19 protein-coding genes are annotated in these 19,500 nt (G+C 45.3%); 13 read left to right on the top strand and 6 right to left on the bottom strand.

Annotated elements, in window-relative coordinates; genetic code table 11:
• Nucleotides 1-60: 60 nt before the first annotated feature.
• Nucleotides 61-477: an ester cyclase gene (locus Q0785_RS06730; RefSeq protein ID WP_298827443.1), complete on the bottom strand. Its 417-nt coding sequence runs from the start codon at nt 475-477 to the stop codon at nt 61-63.
• 107 nt (nt 478-584) lie between these two features.
• Nucleotides 585-1,277, bottom strand: coding sequence for an AIM24 family protein (locus Q0785_RS06725; protein WP_223643033.1), 693 nt, complete (start codon nt 1,275-1,277; stop codon nt 585-587).
• A gap of 167 nt (nt 1,278-1,444) precedes the next feature.
• Between Q0785_RS06725 and Q0785_RS06720 the strand changes: the two genes are divergently transcribed.
• Complete coding sequence (locus Q0785_RS06720) at nt 1,445-2,329, top strand: proline iminopeptidase-family hydrolase (RefSeq protein WP_298827436.1); 885 nt, start codon at nt 1,445-1,447, stop codon at nt 2,327-2,329.
• 112 nt (nt 2,330-2,441) lie between these two features.
• Here the strand turns inward: Q0785_RS06720 and Q0785_RS06715 are convergent, their stop codons facing one another.
• The 3 genes from Q0785_RS06715 to Q0785_RS06705 all read right to left on the bottom strand — a co-directional run bounded on the left by Q0785_RS06715 (nt 2,442) and on the right by Q0785_RS06705 (nt 5,596).
• Nucleotides 2,442-3,470 (bottom strand): DUF4097 family beta strand repeat-containing protein, encoded by a 1,029-nt coding sequence (locus Q0785_RS06715; protein ID WP_298827433.1) that lies wholly within the window; start codon nt 3,468-3,470, stop codon nt 2,442-2,444.
• Nucleotides 3,463-3,786 carry a PadR family transcriptional regulator gene (locus tag Q0785_RS06710; protein ID WP_298827431.1) on the bottom strand — a complete coding sequence of 108 codons (324 nt, stop codon included), beginning with the start codon at nt 3,784-3,786 and terminating at the stop codon, nt 3,463-3,465. Before Q0785_RS06710 ends, Q0785_RS06715 begins: the two co-directional genes overlap by 8 nt.
• A gap of 214 nt (nt 3,787-4,000) precedes the next feature.
• Nucleotides 4,001-5,596, bottom strand: coding sequence for an ABC transporter substrate-binding protein (locus Q0785_RS06705; protein WP_298827429.1), 1,596 nt, complete (start codon nt 5,594-5,596; stop codon nt 4,001-4,003).
• Between the two features lie 306 nt (nt 5,597-5,902).
• On the opposite strand from Q0785_RS06705, the gene Q0785_RS06700 reads away from it, so the two are divergent.
• From Q0785_RS06700 to Q0785_RS06685, 4 genes are all read left to right on the top strand, one after another.
• Nucleotides 5,903-6,685, top strand: coding sequence for a DUF4240 domain-containing protein (locus Q0785_RS06700; RefSeq protein ID WP_298827427.1), 783 nt, complete (start codon nt 5,903-5,905; stop codon nt 6,683-6,685).
• 736 nt (nt 6,686-7,421) lie between these two features.
• Nucleotides 7,422-7,829, top strand: a complete 408-nt coding sequence (locus Q0785_RS06695) for a hypothetical protein (protein WP_298827424.1) — start codon at nt 7,422-7,424, stop codon at nt 7,827-7,829.
• Nucleotides 7,830-7,878: 49 nt separating this feature from the next.
• The gene (locus Q0785_RS06690) at nt 7,879-8,241 is read left to right on the top strand and encodes a hypothetical protein (RefSeq protein WP_298827422.1); all 363 of its coding nucleotides are present in this window, start codon (nt 7,879-7,881) and stop codon (nt 8,239-8,241) included.
• Between the two features lie 103 nt (nt 8,242-8,344).
• Nucleotides 8,345-8,497 (top strand): hypothetical protein, encoded by a 153-nt coding sequence (locus Q0785_RS06685; protein ID WP_298827419.1) that lies wholly within the window; start codon nt 8,345-8,347, stop codon nt 8,495-8,497.
• A gap of 96 nt (nt 8,498-8,593) precedes the next feature.
• On the opposite strand, the gene Q0785_RS06680 is transcribed toward Q0785_RS06685, so the two are convergent.
• Nucleotides 8,594-9,328, bottom strand: coding sequence for a Bax inhibitor-1/YccA family protein (locus Q0785_RS06680; RefSeq protein WP_298827417.1), 735 nt, complete (start codon nt 9,326-9,328; stop codon nt 8,594-8,596).
• Nucleotides 9,329-9,742: 414 nt separating this feature from the next.
• Between Q0785_RS06680 and Q0785_RS06675 the strand changes: the two genes are divergently transcribed.
• From Q0785_RS06675 to Q0785_RS06640, 8 genes are all read left to right on the top strand, one after another.
• Nucleotides 9,743-10,726, top strand: coding sequence for a ketoacyl-ACP synthase III (locus Q0785_RS06675; RefSeq protein WP_298827414.1), 984 nt, complete (start codon nt 9,743-9,745; stop codon nt 10,724-10,726).
• A gap of 224 nt (nt 10,727-10,950) precedes the next feature.
• Nucleotides 10,951-12,150 carry a sodium:proton antiporter gene (locus Q0785_RS06670; protein WP_298827411.1) on the top strand — a complete coding sequence of 400 codons (1,200 nt, stop codon included), beginning with the start codon at nt 10,951-10,953 and terminating at the stop codon, nt 12,148-12,150.
• Nucleotides 12,151-12,530: 380 nt separating this feature from the next.
• Nucleotides 12,531-12,854, top strand: coding sequence for an IDEAL domain-containing protein (locus Q0785_RS06665; RefSeq protein WP_298827408.1), 324 nt, complete (start codon nt 12,531-12,533; stop codon nt 12,852-12,854).
• Between the two features lie 514 nt (nt 12,855-13,368).
• Complete coding sequence (locus Q0785_RS06660) at nt 13,369-14,397, top strand: ABC transporter substrate-binding protein (RefSeq protein WP_298827405.1); 1,029 nt, start codon at nt 13,369-13,371, stop codon at nt 14,395-14,397.
• A 34-nt stretch (nt 14,398-14,431) separates the two neighbouring features.
• Nucleotides 14,432-16,174 (top strand): iron ABC transporter permease, encoded by a 1,743-nt coding sequence (locus tag Q0785_RS06655; RefSeq protein ID WP_298827402.1) that lies wholly within the window; start codon nt 14,432-14,434, stop codon nt 16,172-16,174.
• Nucleotides 16,171-17,241 carry an ABC transporter ATP-binding protein gene (locus tag Q0785_RS06650; RefSeq protein ID WP_298827399.1) on the top strand — a complete coding sequence of 357 codons (1,071 nt, stop codon included), beginning with the start codon at nt 16,171-16,173 and terminating at the stop codon, nt 17,239-17,241. Before Q0785_RS06655 ends, Q0785_RS06650 begins: the two co-directional genes overlap by 4 nt.
• Before the next feature lie 309 nt (nt 17,242-17,550).
• A complete protein-coding gene (locus Q0785_RS06645) occupies nt 17,551-18,558 on the top strand; it encodes an ATP-binding cassette domain-containing protein (protein WP_223642990.1) in 1,008 nt (335 codons plus the stop codon).
• Complete coding sequence (locus Q0785_RS06640; protein WP_298827394.1) at nt 18,555-19,409, top strand: ABC transporter permease; 855 nt, start codon at nt 18,555-18,557, stop codon at nt 19,407-19,409. The genes Q0785_RS06645 and Q0785_RS06640 overlap by 4 nt, the downstream gene beginning before the upstream one ends.
• Nucleotides 19,410-19,500 lie beyond the last annotated feature (91 nt).

The following is a 19,500-nucleotide window of genomic DNA, read 5'->3' as shown; positions in this document are numbered from 1 at the left end:
TTCAATAAGCTGTTCTGTTAGTTCATTTCACTTTATTTTTTGTTCAACAGAATTGATTATCTATATTAGTTCTAATTGTTTCATAAAATCAACTCCATCAGAAGAAACCCAATAGCCTTTGATTTTTTTATTCTCTATATAAAAAATATCAGTCCCATCAAATGAAATCTCTTTCCCTCTATCAACAGTTACTCCATCCATTTTTCCATTATATTTTCCTGTGAAATTCCAGCGAGCAGAAATATAGTTTCCTTCTTCAATCGGTTCAACAATTAATGACATTTGATATTCATCAAAAAAATAAGTTCCCGACAAAATTACATCTCTCAACGCTTCTGGACCACTGTATCTTTTTGAATCCTTCCCATCAGTTCTTGCCTGATGCACTATGCATTCGTGATGTGCGATTTCATCGATTAAGGAGATATCTGTATTCCAAGCTTCCATCCACTTTCGGTATAAATCTTTATTACTCATACTAATCCCATCCTTTTTTTGGTTGTATTAAAATTTAGATTCAATGATGGACAAAAAAGCCCGCCAGATGCCGGATCATGGCAACTGGCGGAGTGTTTAAATTGAAATCAGCTCTGCTGCGCATGATAAACTTCCTCAAAAGGCTGTACGACGACAAAGCCGTTGCCGGAAAACTTCATCTGCACCGATTCACCGCTGCCTCTGCCAAACAGGCTTTTCAGCTGGATATCGGTGACGAAATCCGGTTCGAGGCTGCCCGACCATGCGACTGTTGCGTTGGGGTCAGTGAATACCGGTCTGTCAGGCGTGACGAGCAAAGTAAGCGGCTCGTAATGGGAAGTGAACGCGACAAGTCCATGTCCTTCCAGGCGGACATTGAACAGGCCACCTGCCATCATCCCGGCTACGCGGCGCATGAGTTTGATGTCCCAATTCAGGCCGTCCTGGAATGCGAGCAGGTCGTTTCCGTTAATGTAGATGCTTTCGCCTTCCAGATCCAGAATGGTGATTTTCTTGCCCCGATCCGCAATATAAAGTTTCCCGTTTCCATTTGCCTTCATCAGCTGTGCGCCTTCGCCACTGAAGGCTTTTTTGACGAATTTCCCCAGCCCATGCTCAAGCATGCCTTCCCGCTCAAATTTGATGTTTCCTTCATAAGAAATCATGGACCCGGCTTTAGCCCAGACCAAGCCGTTCAAGTTCACTTCCAAAAGTCGATCCGTCTCAAGTTCAAAAAATTCACGTGCGCTTTCGTCTTGCTGTGTTTTCTGTACAAACTGGTGAATGGAGTATTTGGACATAAGAATTCCTCCTTTAATCGGATAACAGTATGTACGTTTCAGTGGAAAAATAGTTCCGGTGAAAAAAGGATTTGCGTAGCTTTCTGTTATTTCTCTAAAAGAGGAGTTTATTTGTCGGGAAAGGAAATAGTAGTTATATAGCTTTCAAATAGAGGAGGAAGGTAATTATGGACAATGCCAAAGAAGGATTTATCCCTGTTACTGGGGGAAATGTCTGGTACCGGATCAGCGGAAATGGCCCCAGCATCCCGTTAGTGGTGCTGCACGGGGGACCGGGATCGAAAAGCAGTGATAGTGATCCGCTCCGCCAATTGGGAACAGACCGGCCGGTGATCCATTACGACCAGCTTGGATGCGGCAAATCGGATCGCCCCACAGATACCGCTTTATGGACAGTGGAGCGTTTTGTGGAGGAGTTGGAACAAGTTATTCAGGCGCTTGAACTGAAAGAGTTTCATTTGCTGGGCCATTCGTGGGGGACCATGCTGGTCGCTTCTTATTTGTTCAAAAAACCTAAAGGCGTCCGCAGCGTTATTTTTTCCGGACCGGTGTTAGATGCGCAGAGATGGGAGCAGGACCAGCGGAATTACTTAAAGCAATTCCCGCAAGAAATCCAAGAGACGATTGAAAAGAGCGAGCGGAACCAAACGACGGAAACGGAAGAGTATGGACAGGCGATAATGGCTTATTATAAACGCCATATGTGCCGCGTTGATCCGTGGCCAAAAGAGATGGAGGAAGATATGGAACAGCTGAATCATCAAATTTACAACTTTATGTGGGGGGCTTCTGACTTTACCGTCACCGGAACGTTAAAGAACTTTGATGCGACTGGGCGCTTGTCTGAAATTGAAATTCCAACACTGTTTTCATGCGGCCGATTTGATGCAGCCAGTCCTGAAGCGACGGAGTATTATGCGGGACTGGTTCAAGACGGTGAATTCCATGTGTTTGAAAACAGTTCCCATATGCCGGGAATAGAAGAACCTGAAGCGTATGTGGAGATGGTCCGTGAGTGGGTGAACCGCCAGGAATTGCGGCCGGGTGCTTAAAAACCCCAATCCATGTAGTCTGTAGCAGAACCATTTGTGGGGAAACTGGAAAAATTAAAAAAGCTGTCCTGAATGCCTTGGAAAAGGCTTTCAGGACAGCTTCTTCTGTTCGTTAGACAAGTTGTACGGTAATACTGCCATTATCCGATTGCAGGTCTACCATATGATTTCCGTTTCCGAAGATGCTTTTTCTGTTCTTCAGCCCGAATACGGAAATCGATCCCCAATCCACTTTTGCCTGGATGGTCGCATTTTTCGGCTCAACCTGTGTTTCAAGGAGAATGGGTCCATTGTCGGTTTCAAGCGCAATGTTCCGCTCGATGTCGGCAGTCACTAGGTGGATGCGTCCGTTGTCGGTTTTTGCGCGCACATTGCCTTCGATTTCTTTCATGACGATGGCGCCGTTGTCGGATGTGGCATGTACTTCGTTTACTTGCATATCCTCCAGCTTGAGCTGGCCATTATCGGTTTTGGCTCTCAGTTTTTTGGCTTGGATGGACTTCAAATCGATTTCTCCATTATCTGATTTGACGACGCATTCACCCGCGCTCAAGTGTTCCAATGAAATGTGTCCATTATCGGTTTCCGCTTTGATTTGCGTACTTTGGAGACGATTCCCGTTGATGCTGCCATGGTCTGACGCAATTTCGATTGTTTCGTAGAATTTATCCGGCAGCAGTACCTTGAGTGTCGGGGATTTCATGTTCGCCGTAAAACTGAAGATGCCCCATTTTCTTGGTTCTTCTTTTAACGTAATGACCAGTGTACGGTCGAGGATATCGACGGACAGCTGTTGCCGGTAGCTTTTATCGGTGATATCCGTATGCATTTTGCCGTCTTCGGAAGGTGAGATGAACAAGGTGCCATTGTCGAGTTGGATGTCGACTTTATCGAATTCATCTTCTGTCAAATCTTTCATGCTTGCAGGGAAGTCCGTTTGGCTGAAATCAAAAGACTCGATCAGTTCGTTCGCGATGGCCTCTGGTGAACCTAGTTCCGCTGCGATATCATTGTCAGTCTTGCCATCTGCCTTGCCGTTCGCAAAATACTCTCTGATGTCCTGGAGAATATCGTTGCGCTCTTCTTGCGGTAGCTGTTTCAAAGCCGTTTCGAGTTCCAATAGAAATTGGTTTTCAGTCATTTTGCACACCCTCTTCAATTAGTTTATTGACCCCATCCGTGAAGCTTTTCCATTCGTCGAGTTGTTCCTGCAGGTATGTCCTGCCCAGTTCTGTGAGCGAATAATACTTCCTTGGTGGCCCTTCGCTCGATTCCTGTAAATAAGTGGTGAAATAGCCTTCCTTGGTCAGCCGGCGGAGAAGGGGATAGACGGCACCTTCCGATATGGATATCCGGTTCGAAATCTTCTGAACCAACTCGTAGCCGTAGCGGTCCTGTTTATCGAGAAGAACCAGCACGCATAAATTCAATGCGCCTTTTTTAAATTGGATATTCACTTCTCACAACTCCTTTCTTCGCTATTGTTTAATAAACAGTAGTAGTTAATGAATAATATATCATCAGCTAGTGTTCAATACAAGGTACTGAAGTGAAAGAATTGAATATTTCTAAATTGGTAAGGAGTTTGGCTCTCAAGCAAGAAAGATGGCCGCCAATTCATTGCTCGAATTGGCGGCCATCTTAAGTAATTCAGTTTAATGCGCATTTATTTTATTCGAATTCGATTTCCGTCGTAATCACACGTCCAGTCGGATGCGGGTCAAAGCCGGTGATGTTCTCTTTGCCTGCAAGAGACGGTGAGGTATGGACGAGCGGGATGATCGGTGGATCTTCGTGCAAAATGACCTGCGCTTCTCTGTAGAGTTCATTGCGCGCTTCCTGGTCGGTAATGGTTCTTGCTTCATCCAGAATCGCATTCAGTTCGGGATTATCGTATTGCGTCGAGTTGGTGGATCCGACATTGTCGCCGTGCAGCAATGTATAGATGAAGTTATCTGCATCACCGTTCATGCCGGTCCAGCCGAGCAGGAACGTGTCGGCTTCTCCGTTGATCGCTTTTTCGATATAGGTCGCCCATTCGAATGTGACGATTTCCGCTTCGACGCCGATAGCTGCAAAATTGGACTGCAGATATTCCGCCACTTTAGCGCCGTCCGGCATATACGGGCGGGATACAGGCATGGCATAAAGCTCCATTTCAAAACCGTCCGGGAGTCCTGCTTCTGCGAGCAGCTCCTTGGCTTTCTCAGGGTCATACGCATACGGTTCGATGTCGTCGTTATACCCTTCGACAGCTGGGGGGATTACATTTTTTGCAGGAATCGCCCCTTCACCGAAGAACGCTTCGACCATCGCTTCTTTATTCACCGCATGGCTGAGCGCCTGGCGGACGAGCGGATCGTCGAATGGCTCGTGCGTCAACGTCATGCCCAGATAGCCGAGGTTGAGGGGAGGACGGGAAAACAGCTCTAGCTCCGGATCTTCTTCAACTTGCGAATAAGACTCGGAATCCAAGCCGGTGATGAGATCCACTTCACCGCTCAACAGCGCATTGAGCCGTGAGGAATTATCCGGAATCGTACGGAAAATCACTTGTTGGAGTTTAGGTAGCCCGTCTATCCGATAATCGTCATTTTTCTCCAGGACTATCCGTTCGTTCGGCTGCCATTCCTGGAAGATGAAGGGCCCAGTGCCGACCGGATTGCTTCTATAATCATCGCCCGATTCTTCGATCGCTGCCGGACTTGAAATAGAGAGTGGAGTAAGCGCAAGGTCCTTCAACAGCGTCGGCTGAGGATTGTTCAAGTTGATTTCGACTGTGGATTCATCCACGGCAGTGACGGATGCAATATTATGGGCTTCATCGCCTTGATAGCCACCGAATACGGTTCCATACATCGGAAACTTATCTCCGCCGCCATTCATCCATCTAGTAAAATTGAAGGCAACCGCGTCCGCATTGAAATCCGTACCGTCATGGAACTTAACCCCTTCATGAAGGGTGAACGTATAGGTGAGGCCGTCTTCCGATTCGGTCCATTCGGTCGCAAGCATCGGTTCCACTACTGTTTCTCCTTCCGCAAACGTCGTCAATGTTTCCAAGATGCTTTGAGCAACGTTTTCAGATTCGTTATCCGTCACTTCTGACGGGTCCAGAGATACGGCATCACCGCCACGGGCGAAGATGAGGGTATCTTGAGCGCCGGAAGATTCTGCGTCGTTGGAATCCTCGCTAGAACAGGCCAGCAAGAAGAGTGGAAGCATAGTAGAAACGATTAATAATAATGTCAGGGATTTTGGATTCATTGAATCACTCCTTGTCATAGGTTTGGGTTACATCTGTTAAATGTAAAACAAGCTGAACAGCTAAAATTCAGGGGATTTCGATACTTATGTACAGGTAACGGGTTAAAATAATAAATCATGGAAGAAATAAATGCTTTTATCGGAAGAAAAATAAGCCTCCTTTCTTGAGCGGTAAATAGAGCATCTATAATTGCCATGTGTACAAGTATAAAGTAAATAGAATGATTTTTGTAATAATACTAAATAATTAGTTATTTAAGCATGGGAATAGCGTCAACGAAAATTCAGATAGAAGAGGGAATTCAAATGGAAAAATCACTGGTTTGCATTACCGCCTACTCCAATAAATTCTGGAAAATAAAAGCTCAGGGCACTCTCTTTATCGTATCTTACGGAAGAATCGGAACTCGCGGCTCCATAAACACAAAAGAATTCTCTTCTGAAGAGCAGTGCCTGAAAGAAGCGAATAGACTGATTGAATCGAAGTTGAAAAAAGGCTACCAGGAGGTTGAGAAGCAGGAAGAAGAAATCCGGGGAAGCGGGATGACGGAAGACCAGTTTTGGGGACTGCTGGACATGGCGCATTACAAAAGAGACGACTTGGAAGAGCAGGTGGAATGGCTGGTTGGCAAGTTGGCCAGAAAATCGGTGGAGGACATTATCCGGTTTGATACGCATTTCAACCACCAGTATCATAAATCCTATACATCGGATTTATGGGCAGCAGCTTTTATCATCATGTGCGGTTGTTCCGATGATTCTTTCGATTATTTCCGGGCATGGCTCCTGTACCTTGGAAAAGAAGCGTATGAAGAAGCCATCCGCAATCCAGAAAGCATTATTCCATATTTGGAAGAACTGGAGGAGGACGTGCCTGAATTTGAAGATTTACTCTACGCTGCCAGCCTGGCGTTTGAAGAAAAGACTGATTTAGATCAAGAGGCATACCTGGATCTGTATGGGGAGATGGCAGGGAAGGATTATGAACAGCCGGACTTGGAATTGGACTGGGAAGAAGATGATGAAGAAGCTCTGCGACAGAAATTTCCGCTGCTGTGGAAATTATATGGGGAAACACCTTTAGGGTGAAAATCCACTGGGTATCTAATATATAAAAAACAAAGTGAAATCATTAAAAAAATTTAGCATCTTCCTTATTTTAGTAAAACATTGCGGATATGGAAAACTTATTTCTTAGTAATAATAGTTGAGGAAGTACAAACCCCATCATGGATTCTTAAAAAGAGAGGATGTAGAAAGACAGGCATCCTCTCTTTTGGCATTTGAAAAAACGGACTAGCATGTAGTCAATGAACTTTATATTACTAGAAAACCCCAATAATATGGCGGCTATTTCTGTTTTCCATGTGAAGTCCCATTTAGATGAATGCATCTTTGGAAAGCGGTAAATACGCATTCATTAAGATAAAAGATAAGAGTAATAATACATTGAGATTAATTTAAATACATGAAGTTTAATAATAAAATATATAAGAATAATATAAATATTTTCTGAATTAAAAGAATTTTCTATAATGCTTTACATTTTTTAGCTTATACAATAGTCTTAAAGCATTGGTAAACGGCTATTTTATTGTATTTTTCACTTTAACAGAAGAAGAAAGATAAAATGCCAAGTGTTATATTTGGATATTGTAATTTTAATATTCAGAATATTTATGTATCAGCACGTGAATTTTATGCAATAAACCAACATTGCTTATTTACGAGCCCATCAGCAGTTAAAAGCAAAAAAACATTGTAATTTAGGTCGCTGTCTAATTAGCCAGAAGATTAGTTGAAAAGAGTTTAAGGGGTGTTTAAAATGATTGGAACAGATTCACTGGCATTAAAAAATAAGAAAACAAAATTTTTTTTAGGTTCAGAAATGGAATTCATGGAAGGTGCTTGGCAGTTGGCAAAGAAACGGACGATCCAAGTGGAGAAAAGACCTGATGTATATGTCAGCTGGTCACTGGACCTGAATGTTTTTAGCCGAATATCAAGCGATGACCGGGAAGCGTTTAATCAGGCGGAAGTCTATCTGCTTCACGAAGAACTGCCTATTTTCATGAAAGCATTTATTGGGCATCCGATTTCATTTCCCACAAGCTATTCACAGAAGCTGTCCATGGAACGTGGGATGCATTGCCTTCGATTAGCCTCACAGGAACCTTTCGAAGATTTTGCTGAACGGCTTTCCGGAGCACTTGGCGTACTTGAGAAAATGTAAGGAATAGGGGAATTTGAGCTATTGCTTGGCTTAAAGGAGAGAAGTAAGTGTGGGACAGAAAGTGCAATTGACAGAACAGGCGGTTGAATATTTTTTTCTCAGATCCAAAGATGTGCATATTGAAGAAGAAACAGCCTTTATCACCCTGTTTGCTCGCCTGACAAAAGAAGTTTCCGTCAGAAAAGAAAATGGCGAACAGACGGAAATTGAGACGGTATGGGTTGATATCGACGAGATGAAGCTGGAGCAGGCACCCGTTAAAGCCCAAGCGTTGCCGAATGGCCTGCAGCGCTATGAAATTACGCCAGAAGTTTTCCAAAACCTGTACCACATATCCAAATGGAGTCCGAACGACCTTTTTTACATCACGCCTTATCACCGGGAATCCACCAGTGAGAAATTCATACCCTGAAGAATCATGAAGTACAAAAAGAAAAGAAGCTTTGCTCAAAGTCTTAGGACTGCACGCATATAAACCATGATTAGGAAGAACACTACCAAGGAGGATGAATGAGATGACTGTAATGATGAAGGAAGAAAAAAGAATGGACCGCACTACAAAAACATATTTGGAAGTTTACCAAGAGTTTATCAGTGGTTACAAGGAATATAAAATGGAAAAAAAGACCTCCGATGAAATGGAAAAAACACGCAATGTTTTAAAATAATAATAAGTGGAACAGCCGCATCCTGAAACCTCTCTGGTTTTCAGGATGCGTTTTTTTGTCATGTAAGTAAAAAAACGCCCCGAAGGACGTTTCTGATCATCTGCTGCGTATTTTGGACAACAGACGGAGAATTTCGAGATATAGCCAAACCAATGTCACCAGCAAGCCGAATGCTCCATACCATTCGAAGTATTTCGGTACTTGCCTTTCGGCTGCATTCTCGATAAAGTCGAAATCCAATACCAGATTCAGCGCGGCAACGATGACAATGACCACACTGATAATAATGCCAAGCGGAGTCGCTTCATGAAGATGTGGGATTTCAAAGCCGAAAAATCTGCCCGCAAAAGAAATCAGGTACACCACGAAAATGGCACCTGTGGCAGCAGCAACGCCGAGCCGGAAGTTTTGTGTCACTTTGATGAGGCCGGATTTATAAATGAGCAATAAACTCAGCAATACACCAATTGTGATCAGCACTGCCTGAAAGACAATGCCGCCATACTGCGCTTCGTACTGGGCGGATACTGCACCGAGGAATAATCCCTGCAACAGCGCATAGATCGGCGCTGTAAAAGGTGAAATTTTCGGTACGAAGATTGTGATCAAGCCAATGAGAAGGCCTCCGATTGCTCCAACTAGGATCAACGGCAATACGCTGCCCGGACTTTCGACGAACTGATTCCAGGAGTAGACAAATGTCACGAGCAGCAGCAAAAGCAAAATGAAAGTTTTGTTGACCGTACCCTGGATGGTCATTCTCCGGCCGGTATCGGTGTCTTTGTAATTTTTGAATGAGTCAGCTTTCAAACTTGGATTTCCACTTCTCAACCTTTTCACCTCGCAATTTTCTCGTAGCAGGTTCCATTATATCCTTTCAGCCAGAAGAAATACACGAAGAATCAGCTGTGATTGAAGTTGCTGGACAAAACAATGGAGGAAAGCCGTCACAACAGAGGACCCAAGCTGCTTACAATAAAGTCTTTACTTGAGCACAGAACAAACAGAATGCTTCCAATCTGAATTCAACAATGGCTGAATGAACGCCGACAGTCGGATGAATTACAGATTTGTTCCTACGATTACTAAATTTTTGCTAGAAAAGATGGGATTTGAGTTTCTGCAATTCATCTATGTCAAAAAGCTTTAGTTTTTTAAAAAAATTTCTTAAACCACCTATATTAGTACCTAATACTAATAGTTGATGGTAGAATAGGGCGAGAACATCATGAAGGGGCGATTCACATGAACATTTCAAAAGCCAGAATTACAGCCATCGGATCATATGTGCCTGAGAAGAGGTTGACCAATCGCCGTTTAGAGGAATTAGTGGAAACCAACGATGAGTGGATTGTCCAACGAACCGGGATAAGAGAACGACGGATTGCTGCAGATACTGAATTCACCAGTGATATCAGTATCAAAGCTGCCGAAAACTTAATGGAGCGCTACGGGAAATCGCTTGACGATGTGGACATGATCATCGTCTGTACGATGACACCCGATTTTAAGACGCCGAGTGTCTCTGCGCTTGTACAGGCAAAGCTCGGCATAAAAAACACTGGAGCCATCGATTTGAACGCGGCGTGCTCCGGATTCACCTACGGACTTCATATGGCAAACGGTTTGATCACAGCCGGTTTGAACAAAAAGATTTTGGTGATCGGAGCGGAGACTTTCTCCAAAATCCTGGATTACAGTGACCGGTCGACCTGTATTTTATTTGGTGACGGAGGCGGTGCCGTTCTTGTGGAATACGATGAAGAAAAACCGAGCTTTATTGAATACCATATGGGAACGAACGGGGAATTGGCCAATAATCTATACTGTACGGATCTATCCACCAGCATGTTCGGGAATGAACTGGCGGTAAACGGTTTTGTAAATCAGAATGGGCGCGAGGTCTACAAATGGGCGGTCAATACCGTTCCAAAAGGGATGAAGGCTTTGATGGAAAAAGCGGGATTCGAGAAGGATCAAGTGGATTGGTTTATCCCGCACAGCGCCAATCTGCGAATTATCGAGTCGATCTGCAGCAGAAATGCACTTCCGCTGGAGAGGACCATCTACAGCCTTGAGTATTACGGCAACACCTCTGCCGCTTCGATTCCTTTGTCGTTGGATAAAGGGGTGCGGGAAGGAAAAATCAAATCCGGTGATAAATTGTTGCTCTATGGATTTGGCGGCGGTTTGACCCATGCAGGTATGCTGGTCAATTGGTCGATTTGATTTTAGTATCCTGCAAACAATCATAAAAGAAGTTTAAGAAAAACACCCTATCGATGGCTGCAGTGGCGCCGAAGATAGAGGTGTTTTTTGCATCTTGAAAGGCTTTATTTTTCGTAATTCAACTACATATAATCAGCTGCAGTTTAATTTTGAGAAGTTTGAGAATCTATTTTTGGGCTAAAAGAAATAGAAGTGGCTATACAGTTTTGAGGGGAGGGGGCACCGTGTTCACACATCAGTTGCTCATCTTATTATTTATTGGTTATATCGTCTATACAATCGATATCAAGAAGAATTTTTTCCCTGTTCCCGTTGTACTGGTGGTGATTGGTCTGGGCCTGTCATTCATCCCGTATTTTGAGAGCTTCGATATTTCAAAAGACATCATTTTTAATATCTTCCTCCCGGCGATCCTTTTTACATCCGCTTATCAATTCCCATTAAAACAGTTAAAAGAAAATACGGGGATTATTCTGACTCTGAGTACGGTTGGTATGATCGCCACTGTTTTCTTACTGGGTCTATCTATTTATTTAGCAGGCACTTTGTTTACTGCACTTTCTTTTACGGCCTCTTTCCTGCTGGCTGCAATACTCGCACCCACTGACCCGGTTTCTGTCACAACTATTCTGAAAGAGAGCAGTGGTGCAGAGCAGATTGCCGATGTAGTGGAAGGGGAATCGATGATCAATGATGGTACGAGTATCGTCTTTTTCACCATATTCCTTACCATGTTCCAAACAGGTGGCGGTTTTTCTGTCGGCAAGTTCATATCGGTATTTTTACTGGTGTCGATTGGAGGAATATTGCTTGGGGTTCTGATCGGCTGGCTGATGAGCAAAACAATTCGTTTCACTACAGACAAAAAGTATCAGGTCATATTGAGTGTAATCGGCGCATACGGAGCATTTTATATAGGAGAAGCGATCGGAGTGTCTGGAGTTTTGGCGACTGTTGCTGCTGGAATATTCGTATCTTATGAAATGAACAAGGAAATTGAAGAAGATAATTTAAAGGAATCACTTGATGGGTTCTGGGATATCACGACGCCGGTATTGCTGGCTGTCCTGTTTCTTCTGATCGGAATCCGCGGGGCTGAGTATCTGGCTTTTTCAGGCTGGTGGCTTGCCATCATCATATTCCTGCTCGCAATCATCATCCGTTTCATCGTCATTGGAATTTTGATCTACGGTGTGCCGCAGTGGCGGCATGAATTCAAAAATGATTTTTCGACGATCACTTTAACGGCCTGGTCAGGGATTAAAGGTGCTATGTCGGTTGCTTTGCTGTTATGGCTTGAGGAAGCGGCTTCGGGGCAGGATCAAATTCTGGTATCTTTAGCCTTCGCCGCTATTCTTCTTTCTTTGGTCATCCAAAGCATCGGAATTTATCCACTATCGAAAGTGCTGAAAAATCTTCAATAAAACATTTTGAATATGCATTGAAAAGTTCTAATTCACTTCCAAGTGGATTAGAACTTTTTCATTATCTCTATTAGTGAAAACCTGTAAGCAAAAAAAAGCATTCGCTCATCTCAGTTATCTCGAATATGAGGCAAATAAATTGTAATAGCGGATACAGAACCGTAGAATTGGACTTAGCAGCAAGTTTTCAAGGTTTTGTCAGCGGCATTTCTCTTCACGTATAAAAGCTTCTGAAGCAAGTGCTGCTATGAAAAAGCTTTTAAAAATTCTGCAGATAGTGTTTGCCGTTAATTGTTTAGGGAAACAGGGAGAGTAAGCCGTACTAATGGATTTGTAACGCTATCAATGATTGATAAATAATACAAAGAAGGTGCATAGATATGGGTACGAATAAAACGATTTTGAAAACAAGTGATTGGGTGAAAGGCAAATCCCGTCACGACGAGCTGATTATCGGTTTCATCGATTCCATGAATGTCCTTAAAGAAGCCGTGAACGTTACGGTGGTGGAAAGCGATAACGAAGAAATGATCGGTATGACCATTCCTATGTCAGTGCACCAAGTGGAAAGCATTCCGCAGTCCGATACAAAAGATGCTGCACAACTGGGCTTCCTGATCGATTTGGCACTCGCTACCGATGACAAAGAATGGTTCCAGGAACTGTCGGCTCAATTGAACGCCAAGAAAGAAGCAGTCAAGTAGTCTGATATTTAAGTGGAAAACACAGAAATAGCCCACTTCCGCAAGGTTTTAAATACCTGGATAGACGGAAGAGGTGCTATTTTTTTGTGTTTTTTACAGGTGAAAAATCCATCTGCATTAATTTCGGGAATATTTATAATGGAAGAAAGTGAACTTCTTTCATTTTTCACCGTTGTGTTTAGGAAGGTGTCGGATATACTTCGACAAGTAAGCTCTGTACGAAGAAGGATTTGATGCAGGAAACAGGAAGTATATTTCATGTATAAAACTGAATAATACCTCAACTTATATTTGACCTCACCCGCAGGACAAATTATAGTTGCTATATAAGGCAATAACTAGCAGAATTAACATGAGTGTGTACTGCATCATGTGGAATGAAAGCGCTCTACCAGCACGAAATAATATTTCTTAATACCAGCTTAACAAAGGCTTCATAATTCAGCCCTATACTGATAGAGAGTCTTTACATAATAAATACAAAAGGCCGTTACAAAAATGAGGGGGAATTGATATGAAGAAAATCTTTTTTGGTTCGGCATCATTGTGCCTGGCAGCATTTTTAGCAGCGTGCGGCGGAGATGACATCGCGACGGAAACGGCACCTGCAGAAAATGGAGAGGGTGTCTCCGGTACCCTTGATTTCTATACGTCTCAGCCGGACGCGGATGCACAGGCTTTGGTGGATGCTTTTAAAGAACAGAATCCGGAAGTGGATGTCAGCATTTTCCGTTCAGGTACTGAAGAAGTCGTCTCAAAGATCCAAGCGGAGAACCAAGGCGGCAATATACAAGCGGATGTTCTATTGGTGGCCGATTCAGTGACTTTCGAGAATTTCAAGGCAGAAGAGCTGCTGCTGGCATATGAATCGCCGGAAGCAGAAGCCATCGACGAAGCATTCGTCGATCCGGACGGCACTTATGCCGGCACCAAAATTATGGCAACAGGCCTGATCGTCAACACCAATGAAGTGACAGATCTTCCGACCAGCTGGAGCATCCTGACTGATGAAGCGACCAGCGGACAGGCAGTCATGCCAAGTCCATTGTACTCCGGTGCAGCCGCTTATAACCTGGGTGTAATGACGCGCCAGGACGGCCTCGGTTGGGAATTCTATGAATCACTTCGTGGCAACGATATTACGATTACGCAAGGCAATGGAGCAGTGCTGGAAAGCGTTGCGACAGGCGAGAAGAATTACGGCATGATCGTCGATTATTTGGCGGCACGCGCTAAGAGTGACGGTTCTCCAGTCGAATTGGTATATCCAGAAGAAGGCGTCCCGGTCATTACAGAACCGGTGGGCATCATGGCCAATACTGAAAATGAAGAAGCAGCCAAAGCGTTTGTAGATTTCATTCTTTCGGAGGAAGGCCAGCAATTGGCTTCAGACTTGGGCTATACACCGATCCGTGAAGGTATTGAAGCACCAGAAGGCTTGAAGACATTGGATGAGATGACCATTCTGGATGCAGAAGCAGTTGAATTGTTGGAAACGCGTGATGAAGATAAAGCGGAATTCGGACAGATTTTTGGACAATAGAATAACTTGAATTTCGATGCGAGGAGTTACCGATATGACAGCAAAACAGCCAATGGTTGAAGAGAGAAAGAAGAGGGATTCCTCTTTTTCTCTCTTTTTTCAAAAAAATAGCATCTATAAAGTGATCGGTCTGCTGGTGATTTTCGTGTTTTTCCTGCTGCCGGTGCTGCGGCTCGTCTTTTTAAGTTTTGTAGATGACGGTTCGCTGACGCTGCACTATTACACGGAAATCCTGAGAGAGCCTGCGACCTGGAAGACGGTGCAGAATACCTTGGTCATCGTAGCGGGATCGACAATCCTGGCACTGGCGCTTGGCGTCTTATTTTCCTGGATTGTCGCTTATGTCCAGCTGAGCGGAAAAAGGGCGATGCAGCTTTTTATCTTCCTGCCGTTCATCATTCCGTCCTATATTACAACGTTGGCCTGGACACAATTTTTCAGCGCTTCGGGCCCGGTGAACGCGATGCTGTCCTGGCTTCCAGGCAGTTTGGAAGCACCGAACTTGTACAGCATTGGCGGAATCATCCTGCTGCTTGGAATATCGCATTATCCACTTGTATATTTGTTTACCGTCAACGTATTCCGGAAAATTCCGCGTGAACTGGAAGAAGCAGCTGCAACTAGCGGCCTTTCGAAAAAACGTGCGTTATGGAAAGTCGTTCTGCCCTTGGCGCTACCCGGCATTGCCAGTGGTGGGTTGATTGCGTTCCTGTCGAACCTGGATAACTTCGGGATACCTGCATTTCTCGGGACACCTGCGAACATCCGGGTCTTAAGCACTTATATTTACGAGCAGGTTGTCGGATTCGGCCCTTCCGCATTTTCGCGGGCGGCTGTGTTGTCTGTTATTCTAGGCGTCATTGCGTTGGTCGGGACGGTATTCCAATGGTTTCTGCTGCGCCGCAGCCGCGTCAATGAGACGAATAGAAGTGATTCGACGCCGCGCATCCATTTATCAGCCGGCAAGCAAAAGTTGTTGGAAATCTCCTTGTGGACTTTTCTGTTGGTAACGAGTTTGATGCCGCTGATCACGATGGGGGCTTTATCGCTCATCTCGGCTTACGGCGTACCATTCAATCTGGAGAATTTATCGTTGCGGAATTATGAGTACGTCTTTTTGACGGATTCCAAGCCTTTATCGGCATTATCGAATAGCCTGCAGTTGGCTTTTTTCACCATGCTGGTGTGTTTGGTGCTTGGGACGGCAATGGCGTATTTGCGTTTTAAACATCCGGACTGGAGCACGAAAGCCGCAGAGCTTTTTATGACCGTTCCGTTTGCGTTGCCTGGTACGGTGTTTGCACTTTGTATGATCTTTATGTGGTTGGAGCCGGTTCCGGGATGGAATCCAGGAATTTATGGCACCGTATGGATCTTATTCATCGCTTATGCCACTCGTTTCCTGGTGCTGCAAGTCAGAGGGAGCTATACTGCATTTCTTCAGATAGACCCTTCCATGGAAGAGGCGGCGAGGACTTCAGGCGCAGTCGGCTGGGTGAAATGGCGTCGGATTTTATTGCCATTGCTGTTTCCGGGCATTCTCAGCGGGGCGTTGCTGGTGTTTCTGATGGCGCTCACTGAATTGACGGTCTCCAGTTTGTTGTGGTCATCCGGCTCTGAAACGGTCGGTGTTGTGATCTTCGGCTACGAGCAGGCGGGCTATTCCACCTATTCCACCGCGTTTTCAACCGTATTGGTACTGGCTATTCTGCTCGGTGGTGGATTGTTTATGCTGCTTGGCAAGCTTTGGGACAGAAAGGTGCTGAAAACCAAATGATTAAAGTGAATAATGTATCAAAAAAATATGGTTCATTCACTGCACTCCATTCGATCGATCTGGAAATCAAGGATGGTGAGTTTATTGCGGTGCTGGGTCCTTCCGGATGCGGCAAAACGACCTTATTGAAGTTGTTGGCAGGCTTTATGGGGCCGACTGACGGGACCATCGAAATGGACGATAAAATTCTGGCATCGACAAAACGAGTGCTGCCGCCAGAAAAGCGCAATATCGGCATGGTGTTCCAATCGTTCGCCTTGTGGCCACATATGACAGTGGCGGAACATGTCAAATTTCCGCTCAGCTACCATCCGAATAAAATCAGGGAAGGCAAGAAAGAACTTCAAGAGCGGATTGGAGATGTATTGAAGCTGGTCGGCTTGGATGCGCTGGCCGACCGTTACCCGTCAGAGCTCTCAGGCGGCCAAAAGCAGCGTGTTGCACTGGCGCGAGCCATTGCTCCGCTGCCGAATCTGCTGCTGATGGACGAGCCGCTGAGTGCGCTGGATGTCGAGCTGCGCATGGAGATGCGCAAGGAAATCCAAAAACTGCACCGGGAAACGGAAGCTTCCATCGTTTTTGTGACGCATGACCAGGGAGAAGCGCTGGCCATCGCGGATAAGATCGTCGTCATGAACCAGGGCAGGATTGAGCAGATAGCGCCCCCGGAAGTCCTTTATACACGCCCCGAGACGGAATTCGTTGCGACGTTTGTCGGCAAATGCAATTTGGTGAAAGGAAAATGGCAAAATGACCGATTCGTACCGGCCATCGATCCGAAAAATGTCTGGCCGGACCTCGGTGTGGCAGACAGCTTCAAGAAAAGCGGCATCTATCCTGTTCGGCCGGAACAGTTTTTGCTGATGTCTGCAGAAAATGATGGCCTGCAGGGTGTAGTGTCTTTTGTCCAGTATCAGGGCCATGAAATCCATTATACGGTAGAGGTCGGGGAAGAGACGTGGACCATCCACGAATCGGTTTTTGCCTCACGGTTTAATACAGGTGATGTTGTCGGTATTTCGTTGAAGAATGCCCCGATACAGAATGAATCGCTCGTTCCAAATTAATAAATAATTTCTTCAAGGCCAAATGCAAAAATACTTGCATTTGGCCTTTTTGTTATGGGTACTTTGTGTAACAGAAGTTGAAGTGCTGCGAAAATCCCTTAACTTAAAAATAACTGACTATTCCCACTATTAATAAGAACAAATGTTTGGTATAATAGGTCATATGAAATCAGATGCGGCAAAAGGAAAACGAAATAAGTAGAGTGGAGAGGAGAGGCATATCTGTCATTCAGTTCGTACATAATCATTTTTTCTGGGGAATCGCTTTAAAATCCATTCTATAACGTAACCCTAAATCAAGAGAAGAAGGTGAGGATTTTGAAGAAAGACAAAAAGTTCCTGCAAAGCAATGACTGGGCCATTGAAGCGACTGGGTTGGTGAAAGTATTTGGCAAAGAGCGCGCGGTCGATGGCGTCGATCTGGCGATCCAAAAAGGGACAGTCTATGGCTTTCTTGGCCCGAACGGAGCCGGTAAAACCACCACCATCCGGATGCTGGCAACACTGCTTCCGGTTGATGCCGGCAGCGCCCGGGTTTTTGGCCATGATTTGGTTTCTGACAGTGCTGCTATCAGGAGGCGCATAAGCCTTACAGGACAGTACGCCTCGATCGATGAAGATTTGACCGGTATCGAGAACCTGATGCTGATTGCCCGGTTGATGGGCTATACACGCAGACAGGCAAAGGTCAGGGCAATTGAATTATTAGAAGCTTTTGGACTGGACCATGCGGCAAAACGTCAGGTGAAAAACTATTCAGGTGGGATGCGTCGGCGCATCGATATTGCGGCCAGTATTGTGGTGACACCGGATTTACTGTTTTTGGATGAACCGACTACCGGACTCGACCCCCGCAGCCGCAACCAGGTCTGGGATATCATCCGTGCGCTGGTCCGTGCGGGGACGACGGTTTTGCTGACAACGCAATACTTGGAGGAAGCCGATCAGCTGGCGGACCAGATCGGCGTGATCCATCACGGCAAAATCATCGCAGAAGGTACCAGCAGTGAGTTGAAGGCATCGGTCGGCCGTGGCACTTTGAATGTCCAACTTGTCCATGCCGAAGACCAGCACCGGGCCAGAACGATACTTGAAGAAAAGCTGGATGCATCCGTTCGCCTGGGTGCGGATTCCACCTCATTGACAGCTCAAGCTGATGATTCTGCACTAGTAGCAGAATCACTGGCCGAATTTGCTCGACAGCATATTGAAGTCAGTGATTTTTCACTGGGACGTCCAAGCCTTGACGAAGTGTTCCTGACGTTGACAGGCCAGTCTGCTGAGCAACAACAAGATTCCGGGGAGGAGATCTTATGACTGTACATCTGCAAACACGCGAGTCGACGGAGACCGATACAGGCACCGATGAGCGGCTGCTGCAGGCGATTGCTTCAGGTGCAAGGCCCGAGCCGCCGAATGCCTGGTCTTCGACGATGGCTTTTGCATCGCGTGCTTTATTGCGTATCAAACATGTTCCTGAACAGATGTTTGATGTCACCGTATTTCCGATCATATTCCTGCTGATGTTCACGTATCTTTTCGGGGGTGCCATCGCAGGCTCGACCACTGACTATCTGCAGTTTCTTCTGCCGGGCATACTGGTCATGACTGTTGCCCAAATTACGATGTACACAGGAATCGATCTGAACAACGACATACGAAAAGGCATCTTTGACAGGTTCCGGACGTTGCCGATTTGGCTGCCGTCTGCCTTAATCGGTGCTTTGCTGGTGGATGTTATCCGCTACTCGATGGCTTCTATCATTATGATTGCACTTGGATTGATGCTTGGCTTTCGGCCGGAGGGCGGTCTATGGGGTGTCGGCTTTGCCATTGTGCTGGTGCTGATTTTTTCATTCAGCCTTTCATGGATTTGGACGACTTTCGGTTTAATCGTACGTTCGGAAAAATCATTGATGATGATCAGTTTCCTTGTCTTGATGCCGCTGACTTTCATCAGCAATGTCTTTGTGGAACCTGAGACGCTTCCCACCTGGCTTCAGGGCTTTGTGAACAGCAACCCCATTTCAATTCTGGCAACAGCGGTCCGTGGATTTATGCATGGAACGGGAACCTGGCAGCAGGTGGCCGGTGTTCTGCTGGTTTCGGCTATCATGACGGCTATTTTTGCACCGCTCACGATGTATCTTTATCGGAATAAGAAATGATGGTGGAGTGACGAATGCTTTTTCTCAGCCAGTATTTACTGAATAGTCTATACTGGAGGCTGATAAGGATAAGTAGAAAAGCCGATAAGGA

Origin of the sequence: uncultured Planococcus sp. (genome assembly GCF_947501725.1) — a bacterium.
Taxonomy (GTDB): Bacteria; Bacillota; Bacilli; order Bacillales_A; family Planococcaceae; genus Planococcus; species Planococcus donghaensis_C.
The sequence above is the reverse complement of the archived record's forward strand: the minus strand, read 5'-3'. Positions and strand labels throughout refer to the sequence as shown.